The sequence below is a fragment of the Kribbella catacumbae DSM 19601 genome (assembly GCF_000372465.1).
Taxonomy (GTDB): Bacteria; Actinomycetota; Actinomycetes; order Propionibacteriales; family Kribbellaceae; genus Kribbella; species Kribbella catacumbae.
Genome location: NZ_AQUZ01000005.1, coordinates 63,283 through 79,131, shown reverse-complemented (window position 1 = coordinate 79,131; position 15,849 = coordinate 63,283). Strand labels below are relative to the sequence as shown.

13 protein-coding genes are annotated in these 15,849 nt (G+C 68.1%); 9 read left to right on the top strand and 4 right to left on the bottom strand.

What is annotated here, in order from left to right; all coding sequences use genetic code 11:
* Positions 1-250 precede the first annotated feature (250 nt).
* The 5 genes from A3ES_RS0107225 to A3ES_RS0107205 all read left to right on the top strand — a co-directional run bounded on the left by A3ES_RS0107225 (position 251) and on the right by A3ES_RS0107205 (position 5,867).
* On the top strand, positions 251-1,039 hold the full coding sequence (locus tag A3ES_RS0107225) for an SGNH/GDSL hydrolase family protein (protein WP_020386118.1): 789 nt from the start codon (positions 251-253) through the stop codon (positions 1,037-1,039).
* A gap of 145 nt (positions 1,040-1,184) precedes the next feature.
* Positions 1,185-2,129 carry a winged helix DNA-binding domain-containing protein gene (locus A3ES_RS46500; protein ID WP_020386117.1) on the top strand — a complete coding sequence of 315 codons (945 nt, stop codon included), beginning with the start codon at positions 1,185-1,187 and terminating at the stop codon, positions 2,127-2,129.
* Positions 2,130-2,253: 124 nt separating this feature from the next.
* Entirely contained in the window at positions 2,254-4,572 is a 2,319-nt protein-coding gene (locus A3ES_RS0107215) for a M4 family metallopeptidase (protein WP_020386116.1), read from the top strand.
* A gap of 80 nt (positions 4,573-4,652) precedes the next feature.
* Positions 4,653-5,444, top strand: a complete 792-nt coding sequence (locus A3ES_RS0107210; protein WP_020386115.1) for an SRPBCC family protein — start codon at positions 4,653-4,655, stop codon at positions 5,442-5,444.
* A gap of 33 nt (positions 5,445-5,477) precedes the next feature.
* Positions 5,478-5,867, top strand: coding sequence for an SgcJ/EcaC family oxidoreductase (locus A3ES_RS0107205; RefSeq protein WP_020386114.1), 390 nt, complete (start codon positions 5,478-5,480; stop codon positions 5,865-5,867).
* 4 nt (positions 5,868-5,871) lie between these two features.
* Here A3ES_RS0107205 and A3ES_RS0107200 read toward each other — a convergent pair whose 3' ends face one another.
* Both A3ES_RS0107200 and A3ES_RS0107195 read right to left on the bottom strand, forming a co-directional pair.
* Positions 5,872-8,181, bottom strand: coding sequence for an excinuclease ABC subunit UvrA (locus A3ES_RS0107200; protein ID WP_020386113.1), 2,310 nt, complete (start codon positions 8,179-8,181; stop codon positions 5,872-5,874).
* A gap of 114 nt (positions 8,182-8,295) precedes the next feature.
* Entirely contained in the window at positions 8,296-8,967 is a 672-nt protein-coding gene (locus tag A3ES_RS0107195) for a TetR/AcrR family transcriptional regulator (protein ID WP_026162626.1), read from the bottom strand.
* Between the two features lie 93 nt (positions 8,968-9,060).
* Here A3ES_RS0107195 and A3ES_RS0107190 point away from each other — a divergent pair, with 93 nt between their 5' ends.
* Entirely contained in the window at positions 9,061-10,518 is a 1,458-nt protein-coding gene (locus A3ES_RS0107190; RefSeq protein ID WP_020386111.1) for an MFS transporter, read from the top strand.
* Positions 10,519-10,763: 245 nt separating this feature from the next.
* Here A3ES_RS0107190 and A3ES_RS0107185 read toward each other — a convergent pair whose 3' ends face one another.
* On the bottom strand, positions 10,764-11,903 hold the full coding sequence (locus tag A3ES_RS0107185) for an aminotransferase class V-fold PLP-dependent enzyme (RefSeq protein WP_020386110.1): 1,140 nt from the start codon (positions 11,901-11,903) through the stop codon (positions 10,764-10,766).
* Between the two features lie 79 nt (positions 11,904-11,982).
* Here A3ES_RS0107185 and A3ES_RS0107180 point away from each other — a divergent pair, with 79 nt between their 5' ends.
* A complete protein-coding gene (locus tag A3ES_RS0107180; RefSeq protein ID WP_020386109.1) occupies positions 11,983-13,371 on the top strand; it encodes an aminotransferase-like domain-containing protein in 1,389 nt (462 codons plus the stop codon).
* Here A3ES_RS0107180 and A3ES_RS0107175 read toward each other — a convergent pair.
* Positions 13,339-13,899 carry a MarR family winged helix-turn-helix transcriptional regulator gene (locus A3ES_RS0107175; protein WP_020386108.1) on the bottom strand — a complete coding sequence of 187 codons (561 nt, stop codon included), beginning with the start codon at positions 13,897-13,899 and terminating at the stop codon, positions 13,339-13,341. The two genes, A3ES_RS0107180 and A3ES_RS0107175, sit on opposite strands and share 33 nt — an antisense overlap.
* Positions 13,900-13,953: 54 nt before the next feature.
* On the opposite strand from A3ES_RS0107175, the gene A3ES_RS0107170 reads away from it, so the two are divergent.
* Both A3ES_RS0107170 and A3ES_RS0107165 read left to right on the top strand, forming a co-directional pair.
* On the top strand, positions 13,954-14,673 hold the full coding sequence (locus A3ES_RS0107170; RefSeq protein ID WP_020386107.1) for an SDR family NAD(P)-dependent oxidoreductase: 720 nt from the start codon (positions 13,954-13,956) through the stop codon (positions 14,671-14,673).
* A gap of 48 nt (positions 14,674-14,721) precedes the next feature.
* On the top strand, positions 14,722-15,810 hold the full coding sequence (locus A3ES_RS0107165) for a LacI family DNA-binding transcriptional regulator (protein WP_020386106.1): 1,089 nt from the start codon (positions 14,722-14,724) through the stop codon (positions 15,808-15,810).
* Positions 15,811-15,849 lie beyond the last annotated feature (39 nt).

Genomic DNA, 15,849 nt, shown 5'->3' with positions numbered 1-15,849 from the left:
GCACCCCGCCCGCTCAGCAGGCGGGGTGCTTACCGCCATTTGCCTACTTTGTGAGTGGTGGGCGTCCGGCTTGTCGCGAGCGTGTGGCTGACATCGACGGTGGGTGGCTCGGGTGGGAAACGGCGGTTACTGGTTGCGGCAATCTGTGGTGAATTTCTAACCGAGGCCTTGCATGTTACTGGCTGGTCGTGGATGGTGACTCTCAGTTCACCCTGCCTCGGTTCCCCCACACCAGAAGGCGGTCCGCCCCATGAAGACCCTTGCCGGACTCATCAGCGCAGCTGTTCTCGGCACCGCGCTCCTCACCAGCCCGACCGTCGCCCACGCGGCGGCGCCGGTCTATGTCGCTCTGGGTGATTCGTACGCCTCGGGCGTCGGCACCCGGACCTACATCCCCGAGAGCGGCTCTTGCCAGCGCTCCACCAAGTCCTATCCGTACCTCGATGCGGCCCGCGTCGGCGCCGCGCTCACGTCGGTCGCCTGCTCGGGTGCCCGGGTCTCCGACGTCACGGCCAACCAGCTCGGCCCGCTGAACAGCGGCGTCAAGTGGGTCACCCTCCAGGTCGGCGGCAATGACGCCGGCTTCTCGTCTGTGATCACCGAGTGCGCCAAACCGTCCTGGCTCGGTGACTGCACGACCGCGGTCAACAACGCTCAGGCGACCATCAACAACACGATTCCCGGCCGTCTGAACACGCTCTACGCCACGGTCAAGAGCCGCGCGTCGACGGCGAAGGTGATCATCGTCGGCTACCCGCGGCTGTTCAACGGCACCGACTGCAACGCCGGCACCTTCTTCAGTCCGACCGAGATGACCCGGCTGAACCAGACCGCCGATCTGCTCAACTCCAAGATCGCAGCCTCGGCGGGCGCGGCCGGTTTCACCTTCGTGAACCCGACCGCGCTGTTCATCGGCCACGCGGTCTGTGGCAGTCCCGAGTGGATCAACGGCCTGTCCAACCCGGTCAGCGAGTCCTACCACCCGAACACCACCGGCCAAACCGGCTACGCGAACCTCGTAGACGACCACCTGACCTAGAAAAGAAAACACCTCTCGACCTGCGCGGCGCCCCTGAACGTGATGTCATGCAGGGGTGCCGCAAAGGTCTGTTCGCTGGCTTCTGTCGGCACGGGTCCAGGCCAATGGCCTTGATCGTCCGGTGCACGGGGCCGGCCCCGGAGGGGTGGCCGACGTCGTCCGCCGGACGGTGGGGCTGCAGGCGCAGACCTGGCGAGGCGCCGCGTACGCCGTACGGGCCCGTTCGACCGCGACCACCTGGTCCGATGTCAGCCTCGCGCAGGAAGCCGATCGCTCGGTCATCCGCGGCTGGTTCATGCGCGGCACCCTCCAACTGGTCGCCACCGAGCACGCCGGCCCGCTCCTGGCCCTGCTCGCCCCCAAGCTCATCAAGGACAGCCGCCGCCGGTACGCCGAACTCGGGCTGACCGGCGATCTCCCCGACCGTGCAGCCGACGTGATCGAGTCCCACCTCCTCGCCAACGGACCCGCTACTCGCGCGCAGCTCGGCGCAGTACTGGTGAGCGCTGGGCTGATCAAGGAGCCGACCGGGCAAGCGGTCTACGCGTCGATCCGGCACACCGGCCTACTCGGGCGCCTTTGCTATGGGCCGGGCCATGACGCTGACGAGACTTGGGTGGCCGTGCGGGACTGGCTCGGCAGGCCCCTTGAGTTGTCGGGCGAGCTGGACGAGCTCGCGCGCCTGTACCTCACGGCGTACGGGCCAGCCACTGCGCAGGACTTCGCGACCTGGTCGGGGTTGCCGGTGCCAGTCGCCCGTACTGCGATCAAGGCCGTCGCGACGACGCAGTACAGCGTGGAGGGACAGGACCTGGCGGCGGTCGACGACCTGGCTGGTCGCGAGGACGTCAGGTTGCTGGGGGAGTTCGACCCCTATCTGCTCGGTTACAAGGACCGGCATTGGGCGCTCGCCGACGAGCATCGCAAGCACATCCATCCCGGCGGCGGCATGCTGCGCCCAGCCATCGTCGAAGGCGGCCGCGTGATCGGGACCTGGAAACACTCCGACCACGAGCTCGAGCTGTTCGACCCGCGACAGGTCGACGGACTGACCGCCGAGGTCGAAGATCTGGCGCGATTCCGGGGCTGAACGGCACCTGCGCCTTCGGTTGGCTGTGAGATGCATCACGTGAGGTCGCGCAGAGGATTCGCCGGATGACAGATTGCAGCGACTATGCCCGCCCGGCGTAGGCACTGCATTTGGGGAGGAATCTGTGAAATCTCGCACCTGGTTGGCCGGTCTCGCGGCCGGCGCAATCTCACTCAGCCTGACGGCTCCGGGGCTGGCCAACAGCGCACCCGTTCCGTCCACCGATTCGGCCGTCGCCAAGAGCCCGGAGATCCGCACCGTGGAGACTCCGAAGGCCGGCGGCAAAGGCCTCGTCACCAAACGGGACGCGACCGGCCGCGCCCACTCGATCCGGCCCGTGACCCCGCTGAAGGCACCCGCCTCGGTCAGCGCGAAGGCCGGCAAGTCCGCCACCAGCAAGCCCGACGCCGTCGCCGTCGCGAAGGCACAGATCTCGACGATCGCCCCGTACTTCGGCGCCCGCCCGGCCGACCTCGCGGCGAAGTCGAGCGCGCTCAACTCGTACGGCTCGCAGGTCCGTTTCCAGCAGAGTATCGACGGCGTCCAGGTGTACGGCGGCGAGATCGTCACCAACCTGGACAAGTCCGGCGCCCTGGAGTCCGCGAACGGTGAGGTCGCGCTCGCGACGTACGGCGCCTTCCCGAAGGCCGATGCGGTCGACGCCGCCAAGGCCAACGCGCAGAGTTCCGCACTGGAGGCGGTCGCGAGCCGCGGCAACCTCGACGCTTCGAAGCTGACCGCCAAGCTGGCCGGACCGCGCTGGCTCGACCTGAGCATCGTCACCCGCCAGCCTGGCTCGGTCGCCATCCCGGTCTACCTGTACGACGTGACCGGCGCCGGTGACGTCCGCTGGCAGGCGATGGTGCACGCGTCGGCCGGCAAGGCGCTGCTCGCCTGGGACATGACCGAGCACATCAACCGCGTCGTCTGCGACGCGAACCGCGCCATCATCCAGACCGGTGGCGAGGATGTCCGCTGTGGTGGCGGCGTCTTCGCTCCGACCCGGGTGGAGGGCGGCCCGGTCTCGTCGGTGCCGGACGTCAACCAGGTCTTCGAGTTCTTCGGTGACACCTCGAACACCTACGCCACGCTCGGCACGGACCTGACCCAGCTGATCGGCGTCGACTACGGCGACGGCCATGGCAAGGCGCTTCGCGGTACCGTCCGGATCTGCGTCGACGGCGGCTGCCCGTTCGCCAACGCGTTCTGGAACGGCGAGCAGATGGCCTTCGGTGAAGGCGTCAGCACCGACGACGTGACCGGCCACGAGTTGACCCACGGCGTCACTCAGGAGACTTCCGGTCTGGCCTACCTGTGGGAAGCCGGCGCGATCAACGAGGCGCTGTCCGACATCATGGGCGAGTTCGTCGACCTGACCAACGGCTCCGCGGACGACACCCCGGCCAACCGTTGGCAGATCGGCGAAGGCTCCAGCCTCGGCGTGATCCGGTCGATGTCCGACCCGACGCAGTTCAGGCACCCGGACAAGATGACGAGCGCGCGCTGGTTCGACGACCAGTTCTTCCAGGACAACGGCGGCGTGCATCGCAACTCGGGGGTCGGCAACAAGACGGCGTACCTGATCGCCGACGGCGGTTCGTTCAATGGCCAGACCGTGGCCGGCATCGGCCTGGACCGCTCCGCGGCGCTGTGGCACGAGACCCAGAAGGTGCTGACCAGCGGAGCGGACTACGGCGACCTGGCCGAGGGCCTGCGCTCGGTCTGCAACAAGCTGCAGAAGCACGACGTGAAGGGGATGACGAAGGCGCACTGCGCCCAGGTCGAGCTGGCAATCAAGGCCACCGAGCTGGACCTCGAGCCGGGGATCGGCAAGCCGGCCCAGGCACCGGTCTGCGACACCGCGGGCGCCAAGGTCAAGAACCTGATCACGACCAGCTTCAAGAAGTACCCGGACGGCGTCGTCACGCGCAGCGCGGGCTGGGTGCTGGGCAAGGGTGAGGGCGACCCGAACGCGCAGGTCGACACGTCGTACTCCTCCGACGGCAACGACTCGATGTTCGGCCAGATCACCCAGCCGGACGACAGCTCGATCACCGTCCAGACGGCGAACGCGATGAAGATCAAGAACGAGAAGACCTACCTGCGCTTCACCCACGCGTACAACTTCTACAACGTGTTCTTCATCTTCGCCGTCCGCACCGGCAAGGCGACGATGGAGTACTCCGCCGACAACGGCGCCAGCTGGGCCGACACCTCGGCGCTGCCCTGGAAGAACGGGCCGACGGTCGACCCGAACTTCCCCGCCGAGCCGGCCTCCTGGCACGGCAACTCCGGTGGCTGGGAGACCAGCCGGCTGGACGTCTCGCAGTTCAGCGGCGACCTGCTGAAGTTCCGCTGGAACGGGCGCGGGGGAGACTTCTCCGACCTGATCCCGGGCAACTGGTGGCTCGACAACGCCACCATCTACACCTGTAGCCAGTAGTCGACGGGGGAGCCCGCCGGATTCGTTCCGCCGGGCTCTCTCCTCGTCTCGTATATGCCTGATCGGGTATATATGGAGTCATGAGTGAAACGCTGACAACCGAGAACGGCCGGACCGTACTGCGGATGGAGCGCGCCCTGCATCATCCGCCGGAGAAGATCTGGCGAGCGCTCACCGAACCCTCGGAGCTGGCCGGCTGGTTCCCGGCGGCGGTCGAGCTCGACCTGCGGCTGGACGGGCGGATCGCGTTCACCTTCGAGGACGAAGATCACGACAGCGAGAACGCCGGCGTGATCCGCGCTTACGATCCGCCGCATGTGCTCGAGTACAACTGGGGTGTCGAGATCCAGCGCTGGGAGCTGATCCCGACCGCGGACGGCTGCCTGCTGAAACTCACCGCCACGTACGACGACCGCCCGGGCTCGGCCAGCTTCACGGCCGGCTGGACGCTTTGCCTGGACGCCCTCGACCGGGTCCTCGGTGGCTCCAGCGTCCCCCGAGAGCACTACGCGCTGCTGCATGAACACTTCATCAAGGTCTACGGCCTCGACCAGGGCAAGCTCCTCGAAGACGGCTCGATCCACTTCGAACGCCAGCTCACCGCCCCGAAGGAGGAGGTATGGCCGGAGCTGGCTAGCTTAGTTGCTGAAGGCATCGATGTCGGGCCGGTAGTGACAAGCGAGGAACCGGTCGAGCTGGCCTACTCCTGGCAGCACGGCGTCGTGACCTGGCGACTCCGAGACGGCAACGGGGGAGCGAGGCTCGAACTAACCCAGACCGGTCCGGCCGAGGAGTTCCTCACCCCCTGGCGCGACCTGATCGAACAACTAGCCACCAACCTAGCTACCCGCACTGCCACAGGCGTCTCTTGACCTCAACTCTTGTTGAAGTCCTATGGTCTCGGCATGACCTCTGACGAGAAGCTGATCCGGGATCTGGTGGCACGCAGCCAGGACGCACAGCTCGACCCCGCCGTACTGCCTGCGTTGCACACCGATGACCTGGTCATCGTCAACGTGGCCGGCCGCCGGCTGTTCGGACGAGACTCCTTCGCTTCGGCGATGGCGTCGGCGCTGTCCTCGCCGCTGAAGGATGTCCGGACCACGCTGGAGATCGACGACCTCCGTTTCGCCACCCCGGACGTCGCCATCGTGAGCCTGACCAAGACGATCCACGACGAACGCCCCGACGCAGGCCCGGCCGACCTGCCGTCGACCGGCGCGATGACGTACGTCCTGACTCGCGCCGGTGACGACTGGCGGATCGCCCTGGCTCAGACCACGCCGATCCACTGACCCGCTACACGTCGACGGTTGCTGGGGTGCCGACGTACTGGCGGAGGTGTTCGGCGGTGAGGGAGGCGCTGCTTTCGACCAGGTCGGCGGGGATGCCGGTGAAGACGATCTGACCGCCGTCGTGGCCGGCGCCGGGACCGAGGTCGATCAGCCAGTCCGCGTGCGCCATCACCGCTTGGTGGTGCTCGATGACGATCACCGTGTTGCCCTCGTCGACGAGCTGGTCGAGCAGGCTGAGCAACTGGTCGACGTCGGCCAGATGCAATCCGGTGGTCGGCTCGTCGAGGATGTACGTCGTTCCGTTCTTCCCCATGTGGATCGCGAGCTTCAACCGCTGTCGCTCGCCACCGGACAGCGTCGTCAATGGTTGCCCCAGGCCCAGATAGCCGAGGCCGACGGCAACCAACCGGTCCAGGATCGCCCGGGCCGGTCCCTTCCGGAAGAAGTCCCGCGCCTCGAGGGCCGACATGCTCAGTACTTCGCTGATGTTCTTGCCCCGCAACGAATACGCGAGCACCTCCGGCATGAACCGTGCACCGTTGCAGTCCTCGCACACCGAGGCGACCTCGGCCATCATCGCCAGATCCGTGTAGACGACCCCGAGCCCCTTGCAGCCCGGGCAGGCCCCGACCGAGTTCGCGCTGAACATCCCCGGCTTCACCTTATTCGCCTTGGCGAACTCGGCCCGGATCGGATCCAGCAACCCCGTGTACGTCGCGGGGTTGCTCCGCCGCGACCCACGAATGGGATCCTGCCCGGCGACGATCACACCCTCTCGCCCAGCCAGCGACCCGTGAATCAGCGAACTCTTCCCCGACCCCGCCACCCCGGTCACGACGGTCAGGACACCCAGCGGGATATCGACACTCACATCCTGCAGGTTGTGCAGCCTCGCCCCTTCGATCCGCAGACTCCCGGTCGGCTGCCGCACCTGATCCCGCAACCCGACCCGGTGCTCGAGGTATCGCCCGGTCAGTGTCCCGGACTTCTTCAGCCCCTTGAGATCACCTGCATAACAAAGCCGTCCACCCGCCTGCCCCGCACCAGGACCGAGATCGACCACGTAGTCGGCGATCTGGATCGTCTCCGGCTTGTGCTCGACGACCAGTACGGTGTTGCCCTTGCCTCGCAGCTGGAGCAGCAGCTCGTTCATCCGCTGGATGTCGTGGGGGTGCAACCCGACCGTCGGCTCGTCGAACACATAGGTGACATCGGTGAGGCTCGACCCCAGATGACGGACCAGCTTGACCCGCTGCGCCTCACCGCCGGACAGCGTCGACGACTCCCGATCCAGGCTGAGGTAACCCAGCCCGATGTCCACCATCGACTCCAAGGTGCCCAGTAGGCCGTCGAGCATCGGCCCGACGGCAGCGCTCTTGATTCCCCGGACGAACTCGGCCAGATCGCTGATCTGCATCGCCGAGCAGTCCGCGATCCCGACTCCGTCGATCCGCACCGACCGGGCCGCCTCGTTGAGCCGGGCGCCACCGCAGTCCGGGCACCGGGTCAGCTTCATCGCGCGATCCGCGAACACCCGGACATGGTTCTGCATCGACTCGCGATCCTTGGCGAGCAACTGCCGCCGTACCTTGGTGACCAGACCCTCGAAGGTCAGATTGCTCGTGCCGATCTTCACCTTCATGGACGGCTGGTAGAGGAACTGCTCCCACTGCTCGGCCGGATAGTCCTTCAGTGCGAGGTCCGGATCGAACAACCCTGACTTCGCCATCAACTGCCAGTACCAGGTACCGACCCCGAACCCGGGCACCTTCACCGCACCTTGATTCAGGCTCAGCTCCCGGTCGACGAACTCGTCCAGGTCGATCTCGGATGCCTTGCCGAGCCCTTCGCAGGTGGGGCACATGCCTTCGGCCCGGTTGAAGCTGAACACCGACGGCGGCCCGGCCTGCGGCGTACCGAGCCGGCTGAACAGGATCCGCAGCATCGTGTGCGCGTCGGTCGCGGTGCCGACCGTCGAGCGGGCGTTCGCGCCGATCCGCTCCTGGTCGACGATGATCGCGGCGCTCAGGTTGCGCAGCGAGTCGACCTCGGGGCGGGCCAGGCTGGGCATGAAGTTCTGGACGAAGGCGGTGTAGGTCTCGTTGATCAGCCGCTGCGACTCGGCGGCGATGGTGTCGAAGACGAGGGAGGACTTGCCGGATCCGGAGACGCCGGTGAAGACGGTCAGCCGGCGCTTGGGGATGTCGACGGAGACTCCGGCGAGGTTGTTCTCCCTCGCACCCCGGACCTGGATGACGTCGTGGCTGTCGGCGGTTTCGTGGGCGGAAAACTCCAGCTGATTCGTAGCAGGCATACGTTCAAGTTTCTCATTGACCCGCCTGTAGAAACTTTTCCCGTACTGCGCCCTGCCGCCGCGCCTAGCTGCCAGGTGAACCTTCTATCAGCAGGTTAAGCCGCTAGTGCCGGGTCAGCCGGTCACCGGCGCGCTCCAGAGGCCGACGAGGGCATCGATCAGCCCGGTCGCCATCTCGTCCCAGGCCGGCCGGGCGACCGGTGTCCCCTCGGCGAGGCCGCGTTCCTGCTCGGCCAGCAGATGCACCATCAGCAGCCGGGCCATCTCGCCGCGCTCCCGCCGTACTGCGGGCGGCAGCGCCGGCAGGCTGAGCTTCAACCCGTCGACGATCTGTTGCAGCGAGGGCGAGCTCAGGGACTCCTCGATCATGATCTGGCGCAGCCCGGGGTCCGTCATCACCTGGGCGCCGAAGCGCGCGAACCAGGTCGGCGGGCCGATCTCGGCGAGGTGCTCGGCCTGCGGCCGGATCAGGCAGTTCAGCCAGTCCCGGACGTCCGGGTCGGCATCGAGTTCGGCCAGCATCCGCGCCCGCACCTGCTCGATCTGCCCGGTGTGCCGCTGCACGATCGCGCGGACCAGGTCGGTCTTGGTGCCGAAGTGATAGCCGACCGCGGTGTTGTTGCCCTGCCCCGCGGCTTCGCTGATCTGCCGGTTGGAGACCGCGAACACGCCGTGCTCGGCGAACAGCCGCTCGGCCGTCGCCAGGATCACGTCGCGGGTGGCACCGGCCCGGCCGGCCCGTGGGGTCTTCTCGGCCGTGGCGGGTCGGCTCTTCGTCTCGTTCACAGGGCCAGTCTGCCAGCCCATTTGCTTAAGTCAACTGACTGACTTAAAGTCGATCACGCTGTCCACCCTTGCGTTCGTCGACCGGAGGCTCCCGTGTCCACTACCCCTGCCAATCCGGCCGAGGTGTCCACCCCACCCAAGGTCAGCGCCGTCATCGCGGTGCTCGCCTTCGGCGGCATCGTGGTCTCGCTGATGCAGACCCTGGTCATCCCGCTGATCCCCGAACTGCCCAAGCTGCTGAACGCCTCGCCGTCCGGCACGGCGTGGGTCATCACCGCGACGCTGCTCGCCGCCGCGGTCGCAGTACCGGTGGTCGGCCGCCTCGGGGACATGTACGGCAAGCGCCGGCTGCTACTGATCAGCCTCGGGCTGCTCATCACGGGTTCGGTCGTCGCGGCCTTGAGCGACTCGCTCCCACCGATGATCATCGGGCGCATCCTGCAGGGGATGGCCTCCGGCGTGATCCCGCTCGGCATCAGCATCATGCGCGACGAACTGCCGACCGAACGGCTCGGTTCCGCGACCGCGCAGATGAGCGCCTCGCTGGGTGTCGGCGGCGCGCTCGGGCTGCCCGCCGCCGCCTTCCTCGCCGACCGCGCGGACTGGCACGTGCTCTTCTGGACCTCCGCCGGCCTGGGTGCCGTCGTGCTCGCGCTGGTACTGACCTTCGTCCCCGAGTCCGCCGTCCGTACCGGTGGCCGCTTCGATCTCATCGGCGCAGCCGGTCTCTCGACCGGTCTGATCTGCCTGCTGCTCGCGATCTCGAAGGGTGGCAACTGGGGCTGGGGCGCGCCCAGGACGCTCGGCCTGTTCGGCGCGGCGATCGTCGTTCTGGGGATCTGGGGCTGGTGGGAGCGGCGGGCGCCGCAGCCGCTGGTCGACCTCCGCACGACCGCACGGCCTCAGGTCCTGCTCACCAACCTCGCGTCGGCCGTGTTCGGTTTCGCGATGTTCGCGATGTCGCTGGTCCTGCCGACGCTGCTCCAGTTGCCCAAGGCAACCGGTTATGGTCTGGGTCAGTCGATGCTGACCGCCGGACTCGTGATGGGTCCCTCCGGTCTGGTGATGATGGCGACCGCGCCGCTGTCCGCCGCGATCTCGAAGGCCCGCGGCCCGAAGGTGACACTGATGGCGGGTGCCCTCATCGTTGCCCTCGGCTACGGACTCGGCATCGTCGCGATGTCGGCCGTCTGGCAGCTGATCGTCGTGTCGGCCGTGATCGGCGCCGGTATCGGCTTCGCGTACGGCGCCATGCCGGCCCTGATCATGGGCGCCGTCCCGATCTCGGAGACGGCCGCCGCGAACAGCCTGAACACCCTGATGCGCTCGATCGGTACGTCGATCTCCAGCGCGGTCGCCGGTGTCATTCTCGCCCAGATGACGATGAGCCTCGGCCCGATCAGCGTCCCGTCCGAGAACGGCTTCCGCGTCATCCTCGCGATCGGCTCGGGCGCCGCCCTGACCGCCTTCATCATCGCCGCCTTCATCCCCCGCCGCCGTCCCGCGGTCACCGCGGAGGCCGCGCCCGCGGAGGTCGCCACGGTCGGCTGAGCCTCACGCGTCCAAGCCGGTTAGTGCAGTTGACGATGACCTACTGACGAAAGCGGGGGACGTCCGGACGGCCACCACTACCCAACCTGGCCAGCAAACGCTTCCCCTCAGCATGTCGAGGCGTCGGTGCTGGGTTAGGTAGTGGTGGCGGTCCGGGACCACCCCTGCGCCTACCGGGGCCGACCCCACCCACGACACCGGGGGAGGCGGTCGTGAGGATCAGGCGGGCGGTTCGGCCAGCGTGGTCACCTGGCCGCACGAAGCTCGGCAACGGTCGCGACGACCTGGGCTACCTCGTCTTCGGTGTTGTAGTAGTGCGGCGACAGCCGCAGACACCAGTCGACATCCTTGTCGCCGAAGTCGAACTGGGCGAACCGGCGGAAACTCAGAGCCGAATTGATGCCGCGGGCATCCATCGCCGCCTTGAACTCGTCGGCCTGCCAGCCCTCAACCGCGATGGTGACCAATGCGCCCAACTGCTCACCCCGATCCAGAGCCCGTACGCCGGGCAGCGCGTCGAGCTCGTCTCGCAACCGGCGAGCGAGCAACGGAGTCCGCGCCGAGATCGCCTCCAACCCGACTGCGCGGGCATACCGCACCGCCGCGGCGCAGCCGAGAACCGTCGCGTAAGGGAACTCCCACTCCTCGAAGCGGGCGGCCGTCTCGCTCGGCCGGTAGGCGCCCGTCGCCGTCCAGTCGGCACCGTGCATGTCGATGAACAACGGCTCGTATCCAGCGCGCAGGAAGCGATCCGAGACGAAGAGGAAGCCCGAGCCGCGCGGACCACGCAGGAACTTCCGGCAGGTGCCGGTCAGCAGATCGCACCCGATCTCGTCGACATCGATCGGGTACTGACCGACCGACTGGCACGCGTCGACCAGATACAGCAGCTCCAGCTCCCGGCAGTGCCGGCCGATCTCCGCGACCGGTTGGACCAGACCGGAGTTGGTCGGGATGTGCGTCGCCGCGACGAGTCTCGGCCGATGCTCCTTCATCACCTGAGCCATCGCCTCGACGTCCACTCCACCCGAAGGCAGGTCGGGCGCATGCACGATCTCGACGCCGAATCGCCGGCGCAGCGAGAGGAACGCGATCTGGTTGGAGATGAAGTCGTTCCGCGTCGTGAGGATGACGTCGCCGCGCTCGAACGGAATCGCCGACAGGGCAGTGGCATAGGCGTGGGTCGCGCTCCCGGCGAAGGCGATGTTGTCCGGACCGCAGCCGATCAGGGCGGCCAGCTCGGTGTAGAAGCCACGGACCTGCTCGGACCGGGCGGCGGCAGCCTCGTACCCACCGATCTGCGACTCCAGCTCGAGGTGGTCGAGCATCGTCTGCAGGACCGGCTTCGCGAGCAGTCCGCAGCCTGCGTTGTTGAAATGGATCACCTGCTCGCAGCCTGGAGTGTCTGCCCGCAGGCCCGGAAGTGATTCCCAATCCGGCTCAGTAGCGCTACTGTGTGCTCTCATGGCCGACAGTAGCACTTCTGAGGAGCTGGTTGGCGTCCTGCGCAGCCTGGTCCAGCAGCTGGCGCCGGGGGACAAGCTGCCGAGCAGTCGCGAGCTCATCGACCGTCATCACGTCGGCCCAGGAACGGTGTCGCGGGCCATCGCCCAGCTAACCGCCGAAGGCGCTGTCATCACGCGCCCCGGCAGTGGCACGTACGTCGCTCCGAGGGCGGTGTCGACGGAGATCCCCATCGACACCGCCTGGCAGACTGTCACGCTGGCCGACCGAAGCGTCGATTCGCGGGCACTCAGCGACTCGCTCGGACCCGCACCGGACGGCGCGATCCGCCTCGACGGCGGCTACCTGCATCCGTCGCTCCAGCCAACCCGCGCCCTGAGCGCTGCACTGGCACGGGCCGCACGCCGTCCCGATGCCTGGGATCGCGCTCCCGCCAGCGGGCTGACCACGCTGAGGACGGTCTTCGCGAGAACGGCCGGCGCCGGCGCGACCGCGGACGACGTACTGGTCACAGCCAGCGGGCAGAGTGGTCTGTCGATTGCCTTCCGAGCGATCGCCGGGCCGGGCAGTCCTGTCCTCGTGGAGTCGCCGACTTACCCAGGCGCACTGGCTGCCGCGCGTGCGGCTGGCCTAAGCCCGGTGCCGGTCCCGATCGATCAGCACGGACTCCGCCCTGACCTGCTGGAGGAGGCGTTCGCAAGGTCAGGCGCCCGCCTGCTGTACTGCCAGCCGACGTACCAGAATCCGACCGGGACAGTGCTGGCGGCCGACCGACGGCGACGCGTCGTCGAGGTGGCTCGCACTGCCGGAGCGTTCATCCTGGAGGACGACTTCGCGCGACTCCTGGGCCATGGCGCGTCGGTACCCAAGCCACTGCTGGCCGAGGATCGCGACGGCACGGTCGTCTATCTCACCTCGCTGACCAAGCCTGCCGCGCCGAGTCTGCGGATCGGCGCCCTGATCGCTCGCGGTCCGGTTCTCGAACGATTGCGGGCCATTCGCCAGGTCGACGACTTCTTCGTACCCCGTCCGCTCCAAGAGGCGGCCCTTGAACTCCTTGGCTCACCAGGCTGGGAGCGTCATCTGCGGGCTCTTGCTGCCTCGCTCCGACAGCGATCGCACGGTCTCGTCGCCGCGCTCGGGAAGGCTCAGCCGGACTGGGTCGTGACCAGCCCGCCCGACGGCGGGCTTCATCTCTGGGTAGGTCTGCCGCCGGACGTCGACGACACGACCGTCGCGGCCGAGGCTCAGCGACTCGGTGTCGTGGTCAGCGCAGGCCGGCGCTACTTCGCCACCGAGAAGCCCGGTTCCTGGCTGCGCTTCAACTTCGCCGCGGCCGCCGACCCGGCCGAGCTGTCAACGGCCGCGCGGCGGCTTGCCGGGATCTGATCGCACTCGGCCGCTGACGTCATCGAGCAGCGACTGCAGCTTGCCCGCAAGGAGGTCGCGCTCGGACTCGGTAAGGGAGGAGACCAGCTCGGACTCCCGGCTGAGGACCTGGTCGACGGTTCGCTCGACGAGCGCGTGACCGGCTTTGGTGAGCGAGACGATCACGGCCCGAGAGCCGTCGCCCTCGGTACGCCGCTCAACCAGGCCGGCCTGTTCGGCCCGCCCGACGCGCTGCGAGATCGCGCCCGCCGTCACCAGCGTCCGCTCGGCGAGTTGGCGGGTGTTCAGCTCGTACGGCGTACCGGCGCGGCGCAGCACGCTGAGCAGGTCGAGGGTGGCCGGATCGACGCCGAGCTCGGTGAGCAACCGGCGCCGGTCGTCGGCGAAGAGCTTGGCCAGGCGCCACAGGGGAGTGACGATCCCGATCGAGTCGGTCGGCGTCCCTGGTCGCTCGCGCCGCCAGGCCTCGGCGATGGCCGCGGCCGGATACGGACTGGGCTGGTCGAGCGGGTAGGCGTCGGCTGGCATGACTCCATGGTACGTTTAGGTCTAAACATTTAGACCTAAACGTGAGGGGTTGGCGTGTCGAGAACGATCGTGGTGACCGGAGGAGCGACGGGAATCGGCCGGGCCGTGGCCGAGCGGTTCCGTGCCGACGGCGACACCGTGGTGATCACCGGCCGGCGAGCCGAGCTGCTCGAGAAGGCGTCCGCCGAGCTGGGCGCACAGGCGGTGGTGTGCGACGGGACCGATCCCGACCAGGTACGCCGGCTCGTGGAGGCGCTGCCGGGGGAGGTGCACGTCCTGGTCAACAACGCGGGCGGCAACACCGACTTCAGTGCTCCCGGCGACGGTGACTTGGCGGCACTCAAGAACAACTGGCTGGCCAACTACGACGCGAACGTCCTGACCGCGGTCCTGACGACCACCGCGCTGGCGCCGCGGATCGCCGACAGGGGAGCGGTGGTCCATGTCGGCTCGATCGCCGGCACTCGCGGCGCGGGATCGTACGGCGCGGCGAAGGCGGCGCTCGCGACCTGGAACCAGGATGTCGCCGCCGAGCTCGGCCCGCGGGGGATCACCTCGAACGTCGTCGCGCCCGGCTTCACCGCCGGCACCGAGTTCTTCCAGGGCCGGCTGACCGGCGAACGGCGTGAGAGGTTGCTGGAGGCAACCATGACCAAGCGCGAAGGGGAGGTCGGCGACATCGCTGCTGCGATCCACTTCCTCGGTTCGCCGGCGGCCCGGCACATCACCGCACAGGTACTGCACGTCAACGGCGGCGCTCTCACCAGCCGCTGACAACGAAGGCATTGCAGGGTCGCGCGACGCGTCGGCGACAATAGCTGCATGCGAGCCACCGTCAAGGACGTCGCCAAGCTGGCCGGGGTGTCCCCGAAGACGGTCTCGAACGTCATCAACGGCGTCGTTTTCGTCCGCCCGGAGACCCGCGCCCGGGTCGAGCAGGCGCTGGCCGAGCTCGACTACGTGCCGAACATGAGCGCCCGCGGCCTGCGCAACGGCCGGTCCGGGATGATCGGCCTCGCGCTGCCCGACCTGCTCCGCCCGTACTCCGCGGAGATCACCCATCTCGTCGTCGAGCTGGCCCACCGGCGCGGCTGGGGAGTGCAGATCGAGCAGACCGCCGCCGAGCCGAAGCGCGAGTTCGAGCTGCTCTCCAAGGCCCGCGCGCATCTGGTCGACGGCCTCATCCTGAACCCGGTCAACCTCGACGACAGTGCCGTGATGACCGCAGGCCCGTTGCCGCCCGTCGTCCTGATCGGTGACGTCGACCAGGACATGGTCAGCCAGGTCGCGATCGACAACGTCGCTGCCGCACGCGACATGACCAAGCACCTGCTCGACCAGGGATTCCGCCGGATCGCCGCGGTCGGCACGCCGGAGATCCCGGGCGGCTCCAGCGGCGCCGGCCGGATCGGAGGCTCCACCGACGCAGCCGGTACTGCGGCGGCGCGGCTCCGCACGATCGGCTATCGCGAGGCGCTCACCGCGGCCGGTATCGACTCCGATCCGGAGCTGGAGATCGCGCTCGACCGGTGGAGCCCGGAAGGTGCCGCGGCGGTGGTCGGGCGTTACCTGGAGAGCCACGAACCGCCGGACGCGTTCTTCTGCTTCACCGACACGATCGCCGTTGGCGCGCTGTCGGCACTTTGGACGGCTGGCGTCGCAGTACCGGGCGCCTGTGCGGTCGCCGGGTTCGACAACATCCTGGAGAGTCAGTACACGGTGCCGCCGCTGACCACGATCGACTTCGACCGGCGGCAGTTCGTCGAGTCGGCGCTGGATCTGCTCGCCGAGCGGATGACGGACAAGGACGCGACCCCGCGCCGGGTGATGATCCCGCACCGGATCGTCAGCCGGGCCAGCACCAACCCCCAGCTAACCAGCCCTCGCCCAACCAACAACCCGCCTGCCTAGCCGGCTGCCGGGTTGCCTGCCATCCCGATCCTCGCCAGG

What these genes read in the sequence shown, in the direction of transcription:
- A3ES_RS0107225 (WP_020386118.1), top strand. Translation starts at nt 251, where the DNA reads ATGAAGACCCTTGCCGGACTCATCAGCGCAGCTGTTCTCGGCACCGCG.
- A3ES_RS0107210 (WP_020386115.1), top strand. Translation starts at nt 4,653, where the DNA reads ATGAGTGAAACGCTGACAACCGAGAACGGCCGGACCGTACTGCGGATG.
- A3ES_RS0107205 (WP_020386114.1), top strand. Translation starts at nt 5,478, where the DNA reads ATGACCTCTGACGAGAAGCTGATCCGGGATCTGGTGGCACGCAGCCAG.
- A3ES_RS0107200 (WP_020386113.1), bottom strand. Translation starts at nt 8,181, where the DNA reads ATGCCTGCTACGAATCAGCTGGAGTTTTCCGCCCACGAAACCGCCGAC.
- A3ES_RS0107180 (WP_020386109.1), top strand. Translation starts at nt 11,983, where the DNA reads ATGGCCGACAGTAGCACTTCTGAGGAGCTGGTTGGCGTCCTGCGCAGC.
- A3ES_RS0107175 (WP_020386108.1), bottom strand. Translation starts at nt 13,899, where the DNA reads ATGCCAGCCGACGCCTACCCGCTCGACCAGCCCAGTCCGTATCCGGCC.
- A3ES_RS0107165 (WP_020386106.1), top strand. Translation starts at nt 14,722, where the DNA reads ATGCGAGCCACCGTCAAGGACGTCGCCAAGCTGGCCGGGGTGTCCCCG.